This window comes from Oerskovia douganii (assembly GCF_015142735.1).
Classification (GTDB): Bacteria; Actinomycetota; Actinomycetes; order Actinomycetales; family Cellulomonadaceae; genus Oerskovia; species Oerskovia douganii.
On record NZ_JACSPN010000010.1, the window covers coordinates 96,897 to 114,516 of the forward strand.

The 17,620-nt window shown below is 73.5% G+C and carries 15 protein-coding genes and 1 pseudogene; 10 read left to right on the forward strand and 6 right to left on the reverse strand.

The annotated features are described in order from the left end of the window. The first annotated feature begins 15 nt into the window (after positions 1 to 15). From H9623_RS09600 to H9623_RS09610, 3 genes are all read left to right on the forward strand, one after another. Positions 16 to 1,281 carry a phosphotransferase gene (locus H9623_RS09600; RefSeq protein WP_193719834.1) on the forward strand — a complete coding sequence of 422 codons (1,266 nt, stop codon included), beginning with the start codon at positions 16 to 18 and terminating at the stop codon, positions 1,279 to 1,281. 170 nt (positions 1,282 to 1,451) lie between these two features. After that, on the forward strand, positions 1,452 to 2,048 hold the full coding sequence (locus H9623_RS09605) for a hypothetical protein (RefSeq protein WP_193719835.1): 597 nt from the start codon (positions 1,452 to 1,454) through the stop codon (positions 2,046 to 2,048). 297 nt (positions 2,049 to 2,345) lie between these two features. Beyond that, entirely contained in the window at positions 2,346 to 3,551 is a 1,206-nt protein-coding gene (locus H9623_RS09610; RefSeq protein ID WP_321575370.1) for a GAF domain-containing sensor histidine kinase, read from the forward strand. A gap of 38 nt (positions 3,552 to 3,589) precedes the next feature. On the opposite strand, the gene H9623_RS09615 is transcribed toward H9623_RS09610, so the two are convergent. The 3 genes from H9623_RS09615 to H9623_RS09625 all read right to left on the reverse strand — a co-directional run bounded on the left by H9623_RS09615 (position 3,590) and on the right by H9623_RS09625 (position 4,886). Beyond that, positions 3,590 to 3,907 carry a type II toxin-antitoxin system PemK/MazF family toxin gene (locus H9623_RS09615; RefSeq protein ID WP_193719837.1) on the reverse strand — a complete coding sequence of 106 codons (318 nt, stop codon included), beginning with the start codon at positions 3,905 to 3,907 and terminating at the stop codon, positions 3,590 to 3,592. Further along, positions 3,904 to 4,107: a hypothetical protein gene (locus H9623_RS09620; RefSeq protein ID WP_193719838.1), complete on the reverse strand. Its 204-nt coding sequence runs from the start codon at positions 4,105 to 4,107 to the stop codon at positions 3,904 to 3,906. Before H9623_RS09620 ends, H9623_RS09615 begins: the two co-directional genes overlap by 4 nt. A 110-nt stretch (positions 4,108 to 4,217) precedes the next feature. Continuing rightward, a complete protein-coding gene (locus H9623_RS09625; RefSeq protein ID WP_193719839.1) occupies positions 4,218 to 4,886 on the reverse strand; it encodes a response regulator in 669 nt (222 codons plus the stop codon). A 166-nt stretch (positions 4,887 to 5,052) separates the two neighbouring features. Here H9623_RS09625 and H9623_RS09630 point away from each other — a divergent pair, with 166 nt between their 5' ends. Next, positions 5,053 to 6,699, forward strand: a complete 1,647-nt coding sequence (locus H9623_RS09630; protein ID WP_193719840.1) for a bifunctional phosphatase PAP2/diacylglycerol kinase family protein — start codon at positions 5,053 to 5,055, stop codon at positions 6,697 to 6,699. A gap of 84 nt (positions 6,700 to 6,783) precedes the next feature. Here the strand turns inward: H9623_RS09630 and H9623_RS09635 are convergent, their stop codons facing one another. After that, entirely contained in the window at positions 6,784 to 7,401 is a 618-nt protein-coding gene (locus tag H9623_RS09635) for a 1-acyl-sn-glycerol-3-phosphate acyltransferase (RefSeq protein ID WP_193719841.1), read from the reverse strand. A 182-nt stretch (positions 7,402 to 7,583) separates the two neighbouring features. Between H9623_RS09635 and H9623_RS09640 the strand changes: the two genes are divergently transcribed. The 4 genes from H9623_RS09640 to H9623_RS19460 all read left to right on the forward strand — a co-directional run bounded on the left by H9623_RS09640 (position 7,584) and on the right by H9623_RS19460 (position 10,623). Beyond that, on the forward strand, positions 7,584 to 8,060 hold the full coding sequence (locus H9623_RS09640; protein WP_193719842.1) for a hypothetical protein: 477 nt from the start codon (positions 7,584 to 7,586) through the stop codon (positions 8,058 to 8,060). Positions 8,061 to 8,260: 200 nt separating this feature from the next. After that, a complete protein-coding gene (locus H9623_RS09645) occupies positions 8,261 to 8,563 on the forward strand; it encodes a DUF4190 domain-containing protein (RefSeq protein ID WP_193719843.1) in 303 nt (100 codons plus the stop codon). A 92-nt stretch (positions 8,564 to 8,655) separates the two neighbouring features. Next, positions 8,656 to 9,630: a cyclase family protein gene (locus H9623_RS09650; protein WP_193719844.1), complete on the forward strand. Its 975-nt coding sequence runs from the start codon at positions 8,656 to 8,658 to the stop codon at positions 9,628 to 9,630. 117 nt (positions 9,631 to 9,747) lie between these two features. Next, a complete protein-coding gene (locus H9623_RS19460; RefSeq protein WP_227748439.1) occupies positions 9,748 to 10,623 on the forward strand; it encodes a hypothetical protein in 876 nt (291 codons plus the stop codon). An 11-nt stretch (positions 10,624 to 10,634) separates the two neighbouring features. Here the strand turns inward: H9623_RS19460 and H9623_RS19465 are convergent, their stop codons facing one another. Together H9623_RS19465 and H9623_RS20180 are read right to left on the reverse strand one after the other, a co-directional pair. Then, on the reverse strand, positions 10,635 to 10,787 hold the full coding sequence (locus tag H9623_RS19465) for a DUF427 domain-containing protein (RefSeq protein ID WP_227748456.1): 153 nt from the start codon (positions 10,785 to 10,787) through the stop codon (positions 10,635 to 10,637). A 25-nt stretch (positions 10,788 to 10,812) separates the two neighbouring features. Further along, a pseudogene (locus H9623_RS20180) lies at positions 10,813 to 11,493 on the reverse strand (DUF427 domain-containing protein); the annotation flags it as partial. A 94-nt stretch (positions 11,494 to 11,587) separates the two neighbouring features. Here H9623_RS20180 and hrpA point away from each other — a divergent pair. Both hrpA and H9623_RS09665 read left to right on the forward strand, forming a co-directional pair. Further along, a complete protein-coding gene (hrpA, locus tag H9623_RS09660; protein WP_321575371.1) occupies positions 11,588 to 16,501 on the forward strand; it encodes an ATP-dependent RNA helicase HrpA in 4,914 nt (1,637 codons plus the stop codon). A gap of 293 nt (positions 16,502 to 16,794) precedes the next feature. Then, positions 16,795 to 17,568 carry an SDR family oxidoreductase gene (locus H9623_RS09665; RefSeq protein WP_193719846.1) on the forward strand — a complete coding sequence of 258 codons (774 nt, stop codon included), beginning with the start codon at positions 16,795 to 16,797 and terminating at the stop codon, positions 17,566 to 17,568. Positions 17,569 to 17,620 lie beyond the last annotated feature (52 nt).

The window sequence follows — 17,620 nt, forward strand, 5'->3', positions numbered from 1 at the left end:
CGGGCAGACTGAGGCATGCCGTCCGCCGCCCCGACGCCGAGCCCCGGCCCCACCGACCAGCGTGTCCCCGGCCCGTCCGCACCGGACGCACCGGCGTCGGAGGCCGCGAGCGCCTCAGCACCCGACCTCGACCTCGACGAGACCCTGGCGCTCGCCGGCATGGCCCTCGGCGCTGCGCTGGCCGAACCCGAGCCCCTCGGCGGTTCCACGAGGTCGCTCGTGGTCCGCGCCCGCGTCGTCGCGGGACTCACGACCGACCGCCTCGACCCGACCCGCGCCACCGCGCACGCCCGAGGCAGCACGGTCGTCGTCAAGCGCTTCCTCGACGGCCCCTCCGCGGCCGGGCTGCCGTTCGAGCACGAGGTCGCGGGCCTCCTGACCCTCGACCGCACGCCCGTGCTCCTGGCGGTGGACGAGGCGCACCGCCTGCTCGTCATGAGCGACGTCGGCGACGGCCCCACGCTCGCCGACCTGCTGCTCGGCACCGACCGCGACGCCGCCTGGCAGGGCGCGCTCGACTGGGCGGCCGCGCTCGGCGAGCTCGCGGGCGCCTCCGGGCCGCACGTCGAGCGCTTCTCGGCCGAGCTCGCGGCCCGCGGCGTCGTGCGCGGCTGGGACCTCGACGCGTACGCACGCGCCGGGGTGCACCGGCTCGTCGAGGCCCTGCCCACGCCCACGGGCCTCGCGCGCGACCCGCTCGACGCGACCCTCGCGTTCCTGCACGACGACCTCGACGCGCTCGCGCGCCTGCGCGCACCGGGGAGCACCGCCGTCGTCTCCCCCGGGGACACGTGCCCCGACAACGCCGTCCGCACCCCCAGCGGCTGGGTCTTCCTCGACCTCGAGGACACGAGCGTGCACCACCCTGCGCTCGACGCCGCCTACACGCTCATGCCGTTCTCGACGTGCTGGTGCGTGTTCGACCCGCCCCCCGGCCTGACCGACGCGCTCCTCGCCGCGTTCAGCGCCGGGCTCGGCAAGCACCTGCCCGACGCCGTCGCCGAGCCGGCCTGGACCCGCGACGTCCTGGTCGCGAGCGCGGGCTGGATCCTCGCCATGACCGGGTGGCTGCTCGAGGGAGCGGTCGAGGACCGCCCGCGCGTCGGGCCCGAGGGCCGCTCGCCCTCGTACCGGCAGCTCGTCCTGTCCCGCTGGCGCTGGGGCGCCGAGCACCTCCGAGAGGCCACCCCGAGCATCGCCGCCGTCCTGTCCGACGGCGTCGCGTGGGCCGAGCGCGAGTGGGGACCCACGCCGTCGGGCGGGTATCCCGCGTTCTCCTGACCTCCGCGCGGCCGCTCCGGCGGCCCGGCGGGTCCCGCTGGTCCCACCACGAGAGGACCTAGGTCCCCCGCGTTCCTCGACCTTCTACCCAGGTCCGGGCCCCCGCGCTCGGATGGAATGGTGTCAACGCACCGGATGGGGATCCGGTCCTGGAGAGGAAGACAGACGACATGAGTGCAACGATCGAACGTCCGGCCAGCTCGGCCCGCTCGGCCCGAGCAGCACGTGCCGTCCCTCACGAGGTCACGGGGGCGACCACCACCGCGAGCCTCGCGGTCCGCGGAACCCTCCCCACGCAGATCGTCCTGGGGATCTTCCGGATCGTCATGGGCTTCTACTTCGTGTGGGCCTTCCTCGACAAGACCTTCGGCCTCGGCTTCTCGACCCCCTCGGAGCGCGCCTGGATCAACGGAGGCAGCCCCACGGCAGGCTTCCTCGGCGGCGTCCAGGGACCGTTCGCCGGATTCTTCAACGGGATGGCCGGTGCCGCCTGGGCCGACTGGCTCTTCATGGCAGGCCTCCTCGGCATCGGGCTCGCCCTGATGCTGGGGATCGGGATGCGGATCGCGGCCATCGCCGGGACCGTCCTCCTCGGCTTCATGTACCTGGCCTCCCTGCCCCTCGTCACCAACCCGATCATCGACAGCCACGTCGTCGAGGCCCTCGCGATCATCTCGCTGGCCATGATCGGCGCCGGTGACACCCTCGGCCTCGGCCGACAGTGGAAGAGCCTGCCGCTCGTCCGCAAGAACTCCTGGTTGGTCTGATCCCCGGTTCGGCGACGCGATCCGCTCGCCACGGCGATACACCCAGGAAGACGCGGGGAACGCAGGGAACGCGAGACCCTGTCCCCGCCCGACGGCCCTCCCGGTCACCTCCCGGAGGGCCGTCCCTCTTTCCTCGGTCGGGCGGCCACCCGCCGCCCGCCCGAGGACGCACCGTCGGAGCTCACGGAGATCGAGGGGGTAGTGATGGATTACCTGAAGACCTACCACGCACACCAGAGCGCCGTCCCGGTCCTGCCGAGGCCCGTCCCGGCCCGAACTTCTGACAGACTCACGTGGGTGACCGAGTCTCTTCCCTCTGCCGTCGCGCACCGCGTGCTCGACGCCGTCGTCGCCATCACGAGCAACCTCGACCTCGACACCGTGCTCCGCCGCATCGTCGAGGCCGCGATGGACCTCACCGGAGCCAAGTACGGTGCGCTCGGTGTGCGTGACGGGGAACGCCTGGGCCGGTTCGTGCCCGTGGGCATGGAGGACTCCGAGGTCGAGGCGATCGACCACTGGCCCCACGGGCACGGCCTGCTGGGCGAGGTCATCCGCAACCCGCACCCGCTGCGCGTCGACAAGATCGAGGGCTACCCGGCCGCGTCCGGCTACCCCGCCGGCCACCCACCCATGCACACGTTCCTCGGGGTCCCGATCCAGGTCCGCGACTCCGTCTACGGCAACCTGTACCTGACCGACAAGCGCGACGGTTCGCCGTTCACGCGCGACGACGAGGCCGCCGTCCGGGCCCTCGCCGCCGCCGCGGGCGTGGCCGTGGACAACGCCCGCCTGTACGAGGACGGGCGCCGCGTCGCCGTGCTCGAGGACCGCGAACGCATCGCGCGCGACCTGCACGACGTCGTCATCCAGCGCATCTTCGCGTCCGCGATGACCCTCATGAGCACGACCAAGCACATCGAGAACGAGCTCGTGCGCTCGCGCGTCGAGGAGGCCGTCAACGACCTCGACGACACGATCCGCGAGATCCGCTCGACGATCTTCGCGCTCCAGGCCACGACGCCACCTGAGGCCAGCCTCCAGGAGCGCCTGACCGCGGCGGCCGATGCCGTGGCGTCCGCGCTCGGGTTCGCGCCGTCCGTCGTGATCGAGAGCGACGACTCGTCGCTCGTCCCCGCCGAGGTGGCCGACCAGCTCGTGGTCGTCACGGGCGAGGCCCTGACCAACGTGGCCCGGCACGCGCGGGCGTCGCGCGCCGACGTGCGCCTGCGCGTGACCGACGACGCCATCACCCTGACCGTGGTCGACGACGGGATCGGCTGCTCGGGCATCGACGCGGGCGACCACCGCGGTGGGCTGCACAACCTCGCGACGCGCGCCGAGGCGCTGCACGGGACCCTCGCCGTCGGACCGGCCGAGGCCGTGGCGCGGGAGGTCGTGGGCGCCCGTGGGGCCGGGGCCGCGACGACAGGCGACGGCTCGTCGCCCGCGGTCCCGACGGGCCGCGGGACCGCGCTCGTGTGGCGGATCCCGAACGCCTGACGGTCAGCCAGGAGCGCCCGACCGGCTGCGGAACTCGATCACACCAGCCCGAGGTAGTGGATGACGGCCTGCTCCGCCGTGGTGAGCTCGTCGTGGTTGAGGTGGTCGACGGGGTCTCCTACGAGGTAGGCGGTGTCCACGGTCCGGATCTGGTCGACCAGGAGCAGGTTCTGCTGCCCGTCGATCACCAGCTCGGGCCGGAACGCCGCCGGTCGGGCGCTGGTCGAGGTGGGCACGATGGTCGCCACCGACCAGTTCATCTCCGAGGGCGAGAGGACGAGCCCGTACCGGCGGCCGCCCTGTTCGTGCCCCTGCGGGGCACCGAGGTCGACCCGGTAGACGGCGCCGCGGATCACCAGGCGTCCGGCTCGTCGTTCAGGTTCTCCTCACGCAGCTTCTCAGCATCGGCACGTGCCTGGTCGAGCCACTGCTCGTGGGCCACGAGGTGCAGGCCGCGGCGCAGGGCGTCGCTCGTGGACATGCCCTTGCGGGCGATCTCCTCCAGGATGCGACGTTCCTCGGCGGTCGGTCGGAAGCCGACGGTGCTCTGCGACATGTTCCGACCCCAGGGGCGTGTCGAACATCTGTCGGACACCCACGAGCGCTGCGTGACCCGCGCGCCCGCGCACGCCCCGCCGTCGGGCGATGCCCCGCGGCACGTGCGGCTCAGCCGCGCGGGCGGTCCTCGGTGCGCATCTCGGTCGCGAGGACCGCGACCTGCGTGCGGCGCTGGAGACCGAGCGTCGACAGGATGTGCGACACGTAGTTCTTGACGGTCTTCTCCGCGAGGAACAGGCGCTCGCCGATCTGCCGGTTCGTCATGCCCTCGCCGATGAGGTCGACGATCTGGCGCTCCTGCGGCGACAGCCCTTCGAGGCGGTCGACCTCCTTGGCCTGCGGCGTGCGCAGACGGTCGAGGATGCGCGCGGTGCTGACCGGGTCGAGCAGCGAGCCGCCGCCCGCGATGGTCCGCACGGCACCCACGAGGTCGGAGCCGTGGATCTGCTTGAGGACGTAGCCCGACGCGCCCGCGAGGACCGCCTGGAACAGCGCCTCGTCGTCCGCGAAGGACGTGAGCATGAGGCAGCCGATCTCCGGCATCTCGGAGCGCACGTCGCGGCAGACCTCGACGCCCGAGCCGTCGGGCAGGCGCACGTCGAGCACCGCGACGTCGGGGCGGACGGCACGGATGCGTGTCAGCGCGGACGCGGCCGTGCCCGCCTCGCCGACGACCGTGATGTCGTCCTCGGCCTCGAGGAGGGCGGCGACGCCGCGGCGGACGACCTCGTGGTCGTCGAGCAGGAAGACCCGGATCGGGTGGGGGGTGGTGCCCATAGGGAGAACTTATCGGAGTTGTGTCAGAACAAGGGTGCCGGGTGGCGCGCACGCGCCCGACGGCGTCGCTCGCCCGGGTGCGCCGGCGCCGCCCGGGCACGGCACGGTGCCCCGGGCCGGGGAGCGCGGGTGGGCAGGTGCGCCGGGACCGTCCTACCGTGGCGGGATGCCACCCGTTCCCACCGAACCGTCCGTGAACCGCCCGCACGTGCCCCGCTTCACGGGCCTCGTCAAGCCGCACGAGGCCTTCCCTGCGAACGCTCGCCTCGACCGTCGCATGAACGACCGGACGAACAGGCGGCAGCTCGGCCCGCGCACCGACGCAGCCCTGGTGCGGCTCACGACGGCCGCGAACCACAGCGTCCTGTGGATGGGGCTGGGCGCGGGACTGGCCGCGACGGGGGCGCGGGGGCGCCGGGCCGCGGTGCGCGGACTGTGCAGCGTCGCTGCCGCGAGCGCGGCCGCGAACCTGCTCGGCAAGGTGGTGTTCGGCGGCGACCGCCCCTCGGCCGCGCCGCTGCCCCTCGTGCGTCGGCTGCGCCGCTATCCCACGACGCCGTCGTTCCCGTCGGGGCACTCGGCCACCGCGGGGGCGTTCGCGGCGGGCGTCGCCCTGGAGTGGCCGGCGGCCGGGCTGGTCGTCGCGCCGGTCGCAGGAGCCGTCATGTACTCGCGCCTGCACGTGGGCGCCCACTGGTTCTCGGACGTGATCGGTGGTGCGGCGCTGGGTGTCGGGCTCGCGGTGCTGGGTCGGTGGCTCGTGCCGTCGCCGCCCGGTCCGGAACCGGACGTGCCCGCCGGGCCGCCCGCGGACGTCCCCGCGCTCCCTGACGGCGAGGGCCTGTTCGTGGTCGTCAACACGTCGGCCGGGTCCGGGCGGATCCTCAAGGAGGACCCTCTCGAGGTCCTCCGCCGTGACCTCCCGAAGGCCCGGGTGCACGTCCTCCGCGAGGGCGACGACCTGCCCGCGCTGTTCGAGGAGGCGGCGCGCGGTGGCGGGTCCGACGGTGGCGACGGGGCACGCCCCGCGCTCGCGCTCGGGATCAGCGGGGGCGACGGGACGGTCGCGACCGCCGCTGCGGCCGCCCGTGAGCACGGTCTGGCCCTCGTGGTCCTCCCCGGCGGGACGCTCAACCACTTCGCCAAGGCGGCCGACCTCACCTCGATGTCGGCGACGGTCGCCGCGGTCCGGGACGGGACCGGGGTGAGCGTCGACGTCGCCGAGCTCCGCGTCGAGGGGCACGACCCGATGACGGTCCTCAACACGTTCTCGCTCGGCATCTACCCCGAGCTCGTGTCCCAGCGCGAGCGCGCCGAGAAGCGGCTCGGGAAGTGGCCCGCGACCGTGTGGGCCACCTCGCGCGTCCTGCGCTCGGCCGCCCCGCTGCGGGTGTCGGTCGACGGGGCGGTCGGCCACTACTGGTCGTTCTTCGCGGGCGTCAACAGGTACGTCCCGCAGAACCTCGCGCCCGTCGAGAGGGTCCGGCTCGACGACGGCGTGCTCGACGTCCGCACGGGCCGCGCCGAGAAGCGGTACAGCCGGGTGCGCCTGTTCCTGGAGACCGTCGCGGGCGGCGCCGCGTCGTCGCTCGCGCAGCGGGTCCGGCCGCTCGGTCGCCACCTGGCGGTCGACTCGTGGACGGCCCCGGGCCTCGTGCTGCGCCTCGGGGACGGCGCACCGCACGACCCCGTGATCCTCGCGCACGACGGCGAGACGCTCGAGCTCGACGGCGACCGGGTCACGGACGCGACGCTCACCATGGTGCGCGGAGCGCTGCGGGTCTACGCCCCCACGGACCCCGCGGCGGGGTGAGCACCCGGGTGGCGCGCCGATGCGCCGGGGTGCGCTGCGTCGTCGGGTGGCCGTGACGACCGGGGCCCGACGCCGCCGCTCCCGTCAGGCGGTCGGGTCGACCGGCGCGTCGGACACGTCCGGTGCCGGGCGGTCCTCCTCGCGCAGGCGCGGCTCGGTGCGGCGCGCCGGGTCGAACCCGGCCTTGTCGGCGTAGAACGCGCGGACGAGGTCCATGTCGGCGCGCACGTCGCCCGTGAGCTCGAGCGTCGGGCCGAGGCCCGCGGTCATGGTCGTGCGGTCCACGTACCCCAGGGTCACGGGCATGCCGGTCTCCCGCGCGATCCGGTAGAACCCCGACTTCCAGTACTCGCCCTTGCTGCGCGTGCCCTCGGGCGTGATGACGAGCGAGAACACCTCGCCCGCACGGACCCGCGACACGATGTCGTCGACGACCCGGCTCGGGTCGCTCCGGTCCACGGGGATCCCGCCGAGCGCTCGCGCGAACGGCCCCATGACGCCCTTGAACAGGGTGTGCTTGCCGAGCCAGCGCACCCTGACGCCGACGCTCGCGGAGATCGCGAGCATGAGCACGAAGTCCCAGTTGGACGTGTGCGGGGCTCCGATGAGGATGCCGGGACGGTCGGTCGGTGGCTGCTCGGTGCGCAGGGTCCACCGGCTCACGGCCCAGTAGGCGCGCGCCAGGGCGCGGCGGACGATCATCGGGCGGCCTCGGGGGCGCAGGGTTCGGGGTGGGGCACGGCAGCAACGCTACCTGCGCTCACGGGGTGCCCTGCCGCCGCGCGGGACGCCGGCCGGCCCGCTCGAGAAGTGTGGGCGAAATCTCCACGAACTGTCCATGTCCTCCCTGTCTTTTCCCAGGTTCGCCGTGCAGACTTCTCGGCATGACGTCGCCGAAGACATCACGACCAGCCGCACGGCTCGCCGCCGCCAGCTTCCTCGCCCTCGCGATGATGCTGCCGCTGAACGCGACCGCCACGGCCGCCGAGGTCTCCCGCCTCATCGAGGACACCCAGTGTCAGGTCGACCTGATCGGCGAGGACCTCGAGAAGGCCGCCACCCAGCTCGCGTCCCTCCCCGCCGGCCTGCGCGCCGAGGTCGAGGACGCCGTCGGGAACGCCCAGGCCGCGACCGACGAGGCCAACGCCGCGCTCGCCCAGGCCGCTGCCGACGAGTACGGCGACGGCCGTGCAGCCGTCGCCCTGACCGACGCCCAGGTCGCGCTCGACGCGGCCTCCGCCCAGGTCCGCCACGTCGCCGACAAGACCGTGGCCCAGGGCGCGGACGTCGGACCGACGCTGCGCCACGTCCAGGACACCATCGACCGCCTGCGGGGCGAGACGAGCCGCGCGGCGTCCTGACGGGGCGTGCCTCGGAGCGGGGCGGACCTGCCCGGGCGCAGACCCGGGCCGGGTTTTCACCCGCTGACGGCGAAATCTCCCTGTCGAGTCGTCCCGATCTGCTCCAGAATGGGCACCGCACTCCGTGGCGACCACCGTCACGATCCCCACGCTCCCCGGCCCGGATCGGGCCTGGGCGCGCGAGAGAAACGAGAAACCCCATGACCGCTCCCCACGGCGCCCCGCAGGCTCCGGCTCCCCAGTACTACGGCGCCCCCGTCGAGGACCCGGGCAAGACGCTCGGCATCGTCGGTTTCATCCTGGCGTTCGTCGTCTCGGTCGCCGGCATCATCGTCAGCGCGATCGCCCGCAAGAAGTCCCGCGAGGCCGGGTTCGACAACCAGCTCGCCAAGTGGGGCCTGATCCTCAGCATCATCTTCACGGCTGTGGGCACGCTCTACGTCGTCTTCGTGATCGTCGTGGCCATCGCGGCCATCTCCACGGGTGACGTCAGCTCGTACTGACCCCAGCACGCCCACGAGGCCGCCGTCCCCGTCCGGGGCGGCGGCCTCGTCGCATCTTCCCGGCGGGTCGTCGTCGGTGCGAGACTCCGACGATGACCACGCCCCAGCACCGCGCGCACCTCGACGCCCACGTGACGTTCGCCAACGGCGGCAGCCTCCGCACCGAGGGCTTCCGGCTCGACGTCCCGTCGGGCGACCTCCAGCCCGACGACGTCGCTCGCCTCCTCGTCCGCCACCTGGGCCTCGCGCTGGTCGGGTCGGTCGAGATCACGGGGCTGACGTTCGTCGAGGAGCCCCACGTGGGGAGCCGGGGAGCGGCCGACGCCGGGCCGGTCCTCGGCGACGGGGCCGCCCCGGCCGGTCGCACGTCGCGGCTCGTCGAGCTGAGCCACACGCTCCGCGAGGGGCTCGTGACGTACCCGGGCCTGCCCGCCCCCACGATCACCCCGTTCCTCACGCGGGCCGACTCCGTCGCGAGGTACGCGCCGGGCACGCAGTTCGCGATGGACGTGCTGACCATGATCGGCAACACGGGGACGTACCTCGACAGCCCCTTCCACCGGTACGAGGGCGGGACCGACCTCGCGGGCCTCGACCTGGAGACGCTCGTCGGCCTGCCCGCCGAGGTGTTCCGGCTGACCGAGGCCGTCGACCCGTCCCGCGGCGGACGGCGCGGGATCGGGGCCGAGGTCTTCCTCGACCGCGAACTGGCCGGGAGCGCCGTGCTGCTGCAGACCGGGTGGGACCGTCACTTCGGTACGCCCGCCTACGGCGAGCCGGCGCCGTACCTCACCGAGGCCGGTGCGCAGCACCTCGTGGACGCGGGCGTGGCGCTCGTCGGGATCGACTCGTTGAACATCGACGACACCGACCCGACGACGTCCGGCGGGGCGCGCCCGGCCCACTCGCTGCTCCTCGCGGCGGGGATCCACGTCGTCGAGCACCTGACGAACCTCGGTGGGGTGCCGCCGCGCGGGGCGCGGTTCACGGCCGTCCCGCCCAAGGTCGAGGGGTTCGGGACGTTCCCCGTGCGGGCGTTCGCGGAGGTCCCCGAGGGGACGACGTGACGAGACGGGTGGTCGCGCCCGAGACGGGTGGTCGCGCCCGTGCCCGGAGCACCTGTCTCGTGCGTGACCACCCGTCCCACCTCCCACGGGGCACGATGCCCGTCGTAGGCTCGGCGCATGTCCGACGAGCTGCGCCCCGCCCACGACGTCCTCCCGTTCGGCCGCGCCCCGCGCCCGGACACCGGCCCCGCGCTGACCGCCCGCCTGCGCGACGTCATGACCACGAACCTGGGCGACCACGCCACGGGCCTGGACCGCGTCCGCATCGATGCCGAGACCGTCCCCGGCAGCCCGGACGTCGCGCGGATCGACGTCGACGTGACCGGGCTCGTCGTCCGCGCGATGACCCCCGCCGACGCTCCCGACCCTGCCGAGACCGTCGAGCACGTCACCGCACGCGACCAGGCCGTGGCCCGGGCGATCAGCGCCCAGGGGCACCCCGTCACGGTCGCGGGCGTCGCGGTCGACCTCGACGTCGAGATCCGCGACCTGCGTTTCACCTGGGTCGAGGGCGCCGACGGGTCGCTCTCGATCGAGGAGTCCGGGCAGAGCACCGAGGCCCCCGTGAACGGCCACCTGCGCGCCGCGGCGAGCCGTGACGCGCTCGTGAGCACCGTCCGTGAGCTCGCGACGAAGGCCCTCGCGGACCAGGGCTTCACCCTCACGTCGCTCGACGTGGACCTCGCGTCACGCGGCCCGCGCGCCGCGTCGATCGTGGCGTCCGCGAAGATCCGCAAGGGGTTCCTGTCCGCGAGCGCCCAGATCACGGCGACCGCGTCGATCGACCAGGCCATGGTCCTCACGCTGAGCGACCTGGGGGCGACGAGCCGCAACCCGGTCGTGGCCGCACTCCTGCTGGCCGTCCGCGGAAGGCTCGACCAGCTCGACGGCAAGCGCGTCGACCTCGCGTCCTCCCTGCCGCCCGGCGTCACGCTCTCGGACGTCCGGCTCGAGGTGGGCGAGCAGCTCGTGCTCAGCGTCCGGGTGGGCTGAGGGCCCCGGGCTCAACGCCTCCCGCGCGGGAAGAACAGGCTCTCGGGTCGAGGGACGTCGACGCCGTCGAGCGTGAGGTCGGTGAGCTCGCACCAGAACGCGACGTGGTCGCGGACCCGCACGGCATCGGACAGCGGGTCCTCGTAGCTCCAGCCGATGTCCACCCCCTCGGGGTCCCCCCGACGCCGTGGACCAGTACCGGGCCAGGCCCTTGTACGCGCACGCGCTCGTCGTGTCGCTCGGCGTCAGCGCCTCCCAGTGCACGTCGTCGCGCGGGACGTACCAGCGCAACGGCAGGTAGGTCTCGGTCAGCGCCATGGGGCGCGTGCTGTCCGCGAGGACCACGCCGTCGAGGGACACGACGACGTGCCGCGAGCTGGGGACGACGTCGACCCGCTTGAACGGGTCGCGCGGGTGCGCGGCCAGGGGCTGGTCCTCGGCGAACCAGTCGAACGCCTGGAAGTCGACCGCGACGTACCCCGCGAGGTCCTCGTCGTCGAGCCGGAAGAACGGGGCGGGCCACGTGGTGCCGGGCGGTCCGGCGGGCGGCTGGGTCGGGACCAGCGCGTCGTCGACCCACAGCTCGGTGCCGGGGCACGTGTGCCGGTCGAAGAACAGGGGGTGCGGGATCAGGCCCCCGGGGGCGCCGTCCGTGAACTCGCCCTCGACGAGCGGCACGCGCACGTCGCTCTCGGGGACGGCGTACACGGGCAGCACCCGACCCGGTTCCCAGACCAGGCGCGCCGTGGTCGAGGTGAGCACGACGTCGCGCGGGTCGTCGCGGCGGACCGCCCGGATCGTCTGGGCCGCAGGGAACCACCGCAGCCGATCGAGATCGAACTGCCACCGGTCCACCCACGACGTGGCCATGATCCCAGGGTGCGCCGGGTGGAAGGTGGCCGCAATCGCGCACGGGTCGCCCCGCGTCAATTGAGGTTGCGACCCCTTGAGAGAATGGTTGGTCGTGAGCACCGAACCGCACGGCCCCGCACGGCCCGCCCTGGACGAGACCCAGGCCAGGACCGCGGACGGCCCTGCGAGCGCCCCCTCCCGCGAGCGGGCCGGCGAGCCCGGTCGCGAGCCCGGGGGTGCGCAGCGGGAGCGCTCGGGGCAGCGCCGCCGACGCGGTGGTCGAGGACGGGCGAAGCCCCAGGTCACCGACCAGGACGCCGCCGCCGAGAAGGCGCCCGCCACCGACCGCCCGGAGGGCTCCGCGTCGCGCACGGACCGGCCCCGCACCCAGGGCGCGAAGGCACCCGAACGTGAGAGGACGTCGAAGGGCGAGCGTCCGCCGTCGGGCAGGGAGCAGCGCTCCTCGAAGCGGGGCGACCGCCGCGGCGGACGCCCGCAGCAGGTCGACCCGGCCCGGCTCGCCAAGGCCGCCGAGCGGCGCGCCGCTGTCGTCGTGCCGCCCATCACCTACCCCGAGCAGCTGCCCGTCTCGGCGCGGCGCGAGGACATCGCACGAGCCATCGCGGAGAACCAGGTCGTGATCGTCGCGGGCGAGACGGGCTCGGGCAAGACGACGCAGCTCCCCAAGATCGCGCTCGAGCTCGGGCGGGGTCGGAAGGGCCAGATCGGGCACACGCAGCCCCGACGGATCGCGGCGCGCACGGTCGCGGAGCGTATCAACGAAGAGCTCAGGGGAGATCGGCCCCTCGTCCTCGGCGAGATCGTCGGCTACCAGGTCCGGTTCACCGACCAGTCGAGCGACCAGACGCTCGTCAAGGTCATGACCGACGGGATCCTGCTCGCGCAGATCCAGCGCGACCCGCAGCTCCTCGCGTACGACACGCTCATCATCGACGAGGCGCACGAGCGGTCGCTCAACATCGACTTCCTGCTCGGGTACCTGACGCGGCTCCTGCCGCAGCGCCCCGACCTCAAGGTCATCATCACGTCGGCGACGATCGACTCGCAGCGGTTCGCGCGGCACTTCGCGCCGGGTGGCCCGCTGCCGCCGCTCACGGCGGACGAGCTGGCGGCGGCCGAGTCGGCGGGCACGGACGAGGTGCCCGACGGCGCCGCTCACCTCCCCGAGACGGCTCCCGTCATCGAGGTCACGGGTCGCACGTACCCCGTGGAGATCCGGTACCGGCCGCTGAGCCCCGACGTCGACCCCGAGTCGGGCAAGGCCAAGCGGGGCAGCAGCCAGACCAAGAGCCCGGCCAAGGGCGCCCAGGAGAAGGACCTCGTCACGGGCATCGTCGACGCGGTCGAAGAGCTCATGGCCGAGGGACCGGGCGACGTCCTGGTGTTCCTGTCCGGCGAGCGCGAGATCCACGACACGGCCGACGCCCTCGAGTCGCGCCTGGGCGAGCGCACGCGCGACGCCAAGCGCCCCGACTTCGTCGAGATCCTGCCGCTCTACGCGCGCCTGTCCTCGGCCGAGCAGCACCGCGTGTTCCAGGCGCACTCCTCGCGCCGCGTCGTGCTCGCGACCAACGTCGCCGAGACGTCGCTGACGGTCCCCGGCATCCACTACGTCGTCGACCCCGGCACGGCCCGCATCTCGCGCTACTCCAAGGCGACCAAGGTGCAACGCCTGCCGATCGAGCCCATCGCGCAGGCCAGCGCCAACCAGAGGTCGGGTCGCTCGGGGCGCGTCGCGGACGGTATCGCGATCCGCCTGTACTCCGAGGAGGACTTCCTCTCCCGTCCCGAGTTCACCGAGCCGGAGATCCTGCGCACGTCGCTCGCGTCGGTCCTGCTGCAGATGATCTCGGTGGGCGTCGTCTCCTCGCCCGACGACGTCGCGCGCTTCCCGTTCGTCGAGCCCCCGGACACCCGCTCGATCCGCGACGGCGTGCAGCTCCTGACCGAGCTCGGGGCGCTCGAGACCGTGTCCGAGGACGAGCGCACCGTCACCCGCCTCACCGAGATCGGGCGCGTCCTCGCCCAGCTCCCCATGGACCCGCGCCTGGCCCGCATGATCTGGGAGGGCTCGCGCCGCGGCGTGGCTCGCGAGGTCGCGATCATCGCTGCGGTCATGTCCATCCAGGACCCGCGCGAACGCCCCGCCGAGTACCGCGCCCAGGCCGACCAGCTCCACGCCCGCTTCGCCGACCCCCGCTCCGACTTCCTCACGTACCTCAACTTGTGGGAGTACGTGCGCGAGCAGCAGCACGAGCTGTCGTCGTCGGCGTTCCGGCGCCTGTGCAAGGCCGAGTACATCAACTTCCTGCGCGTGCGCGAGTGGCAGGACGTCGTCGCGCAGCTCCGCGAGATGAGCAAGCCGCTCGGCATCGACATGTCCTACACGCCCCGCACCCGGGGCGACGCCGGCTCCGGGAAGGGCGCCCCGGCGTCGGGCACCACGGTCGCGGAGGCCACCGACCAGCCCGTCGAACGCCGCCTCACGTGGGACGACGACACCATCCACCAGGCCCTCCTCGCCGGGCTGCTCTCGCAGATCGGCATGCAGGAGGCGACCGAGGTCAAGGCGTCGTCCGTCGCGCACCTGCGCGGCCCGCAGAAGGAGCTCGCCATGAAGCGGGCCAAGAAGCAGGCCCGCAACGAGTACCTCGGTGCGCGCGGCGCCCGGTTCGCGATCTTCCCCGGCTCCCCCCTGTCCAAGAAGCCGCCCGTGTGGGTCATGGCGGGCGAGCTCGTCGAGACCAGCCGCCTGTGGGGCCGCGACGTCGCCAAGATCCAGCCCGAGTGGGCCGAGGAGCTCGCCGGTCACCTCGTCAAGCGCACCTACTCCGAGCCGCACTGGTCCACCAAGCAGGGCGCCGCGCAGGCCAAGGAGAAGGTCCTCCTCTACGGCGTGCCCATCGTCGCCGACCGCACCGTCCTCTACGGCAAGGTCGACCCCGAGGCCGCGCGCGAGATGTTCATCCGCCACGCCCTGGTCCAGGGCGAGTGGACCACGCACCACCAGTTCTTCCACGAGAACCGCCGCCTGCTCGAGGAGGCCGAGGAGCTCGAGGCCCGATCGCGCCAGCGCGGCCTCGTGGTCGACGACGACGTGCTCTTCGCGTTCTACGACGAACGCATCCCCGACGACGTCGTGTCCGCGCGCCACTTCGACACCTGGTGGAAGTCCGCCAGACGCCGCGACCCCGACCTGCTCACGTTCACGCTCGAACAGCTCGTGCCCGACGCCGAGTCCGTCGACACCTCGCTCTTCCCCGAGACCTGGGTCCAGGGCGACCTCACGCTCCCCCTCACCTACCAGTTCCAGCCCGGGACCGACGCCGACGGCGTGACCGTGCACATCCCCATCAGCGTCCTGAACCGCGTCGTCCCCGACGGCTTCGACTGGATGGTCCCCGGCCTCCTCGACGAGCTCGCGACCGCGACCATCCGCTCGCTGCCCAAGCCCGTGCGCGTCCAGCTCGTCCCCGCCCCCGACGTCGCCCGCGACGTCGTCGGCTGGCTCCACGAGAACACCCCCGCCTGGGAGGACATCACCCGCGCAGGCGACATGGCCGAACCCTTCCACGTCGCGTTCACCCGAGCCGTCCGCGCCCTGCGCGACGTCGTCATCCCCGACGACGCCTGGGACGACGCCCGCACCGAACGCCTCCCCGCCCACCTGCGCATGACCTTCCGCGTCATCGAGGAACGCCGCGGCGGCGAGGTCGTGCTCGACGAGTCCAAGGACCTCGTCTCGCTCCAGCGACGCCTCGCACCCCAGGCGCAGGCGGCGGTGCGGGCGGCCGTCAAGGGGGCGGTCGGTGCGGCGCTGCGTGAGGCTGCTGCTGGGGCTGGGGAAGCGGTGAGGGGGGCGGAGGGCGAGGCGGGATCGGCGCTCGGCCTTCCCGGGTCTGCTCGTTCCTCGCAGACCCCTGCCAGGCCCACCACGACCTTCGCCACCGATCCCGCCTCGCCCTCCTCCACTTCCGCGTCGCCTTCCGCGGGTCGCCCTGGTGGGGGCATCGGTGGGGCTGATGAGAGCGGGGCGCCCGACGGCGGCGCTCCCTCCGTCGTCGTCGCCGAGGCGACCGGGCTCACCACGTGGCCCACGGGGCTCCCGGACGGTGTGCTGCCCGAGGTCGTGTCGACGCCCGCCGGAGGCGGCATGGTCGTGCGCGGGTACCCCGCGCTCGTCGAGGAGCTCGACGCCAAGGGCCGGCCCAGCGTCGCGCTCCGCGTGCTCGCCGACCGGTCGGCGCAGGACCGCGAGCACGCACGCGGTGTCCGGCGCCTCCTGCTGGGCGAGACCGCGCTCCAGACGGCGCGCGTCACGAGCCGCTGGACCGGGACGCAGTCCCTGACCATGGCCGCGAGCCCGTACCGGAACACCGAGGACCTCGTCGCCGACCTCCAGCTCGCGGCCGTCACGGCACTGACCTCCGGCGCCAAGACCTCCCAGTACGGGCCGCTGCCGGACGCTGTACAGATCAGGAGCGCCGCCTCGTACACGGCAGCGCGGGACCTCGTGAAGCGTCACCTCGAGGCCGAGGTGCACCAGATCGTCGGGCACGTCGTCGCCGCGCTCACGGCCGCACGGAACCTGGACGGCGAGATCCGCTCGGCCAACAGCCTCGCGCTGCTCAACACGCTCCAGGACGTGCGCGACCAGGTCGCGGGCCTCGTCTACGCAGGCTTCGCATCGCGGACCCCGGCCCACCGGCTGCCGCACCTGACCCGCTACCTGCGGGCGGCGTCGTACCGGATCGAGAAGGCCGCGACCAACCCGCACCGGGACGCCGAGCTCGCCTGGCGCGTGCACGACGTCGAGGAGGCGTACGGCAAGGCCCGCGCCGCCTGGGCGGCGGGCCCCGGCGACCCTGCCCGCCTCGCCGAGCTCGACGAGGCGCGCTGGCTCATCGAGGAGTTCCGGGTGTCCCTGTTCGCGCAGCAGCTCGGGACCGACGGGCCGGTCAGCGAGAAGCGGATCCGGAAGGTGCTCGCGCCGGGCGGCTGGTAGAGGCGTCTCGCCAGGCACTGGCGAAGCGTGGCGAGGACCCGGCGGTCATGAGGCCGGACCGGCGCTGTCACGACCCGTGCGGGCCCCCTGTCGCACCCCGGACGTGACGCGATCGTGGCGCCCGCACCGGCGCGCATGTGCTAACCGCCCGTCGCGGGTCCCGGCAGCCGTGGGACCTTGGTCACGATCTTCCGGGCAGAGGTCATTTTCGACCGGACGGCCGGGATTCGATGCCTACGCTGAGGAGGAACGGCCAGGAAGGTCTGGCCGCACTAGCTGCTCTGGAGGGCATCATGCGCACCGTCGTCGTCACCGGAACCGCCTCGGGCATCGGCAAGGCCCTCAAGGGCATGCTGGAGGCCGACGGCCACCGCGTCATCGGCGTGGACCTGCGCGACGCCGACGTCGCGGTCGACCTCACGACCGACGCGGGTCGCACGGACCTCGTCGAGAAGGTCACCGAGCTCAGCGGCGGCACGATCGACGCGATCGTCGCCAACGCCGGCCTGTCGAACGGCAGCCCGGCGACCCTCGCGGTCAACTACTTCGGCGCCCTCGCGACGCTCGAGGGCCTGCGCCCGCTGCTCGCCGGCTCGGACGCCCCGCGCGCCGCCGTGACCTGCTCCATGGCGAGCCTCCTGCCCGTCGACGACCAGCTCGTCGAGCTGACCCTCGCAGGCGACGAGGCCGCCGCGCTCGCCCGCGCGGCCGAGCTCACCGCCGCCGGGACGGGCGACATCATCTACGGCAGCAGCAAGGCCGCGATCGCCCACTGGCTGCGCCGCGTCGCCCCCACCGCCGACTGGGCAGGGGCGAACATCCCCCTCAACGCGATCGGCCCGGGCATCGTCCAGACCGGCATGACCGCGGAGATGCTCTCGACCGAGGAGTCGACCAAGGCCGTCGAGTCCGTGGTCCCCATGCCCCTGGGCGGGATCATGGGCCCCGAGGTCCCCGCGAACCTCCTGCGCTTCCTCGTCTCCCCGGAGAACAGCCACATGTGCGGACAGGTCGTCTTCGTCGACGGCGGCTCCGACGTGGTCTTCCGGGGCGACAGGGTCTGGTGACCTGACCGGCTCACCTCGGGAAGGCGGCCCGACGGCGTCACGTGCGTGACGT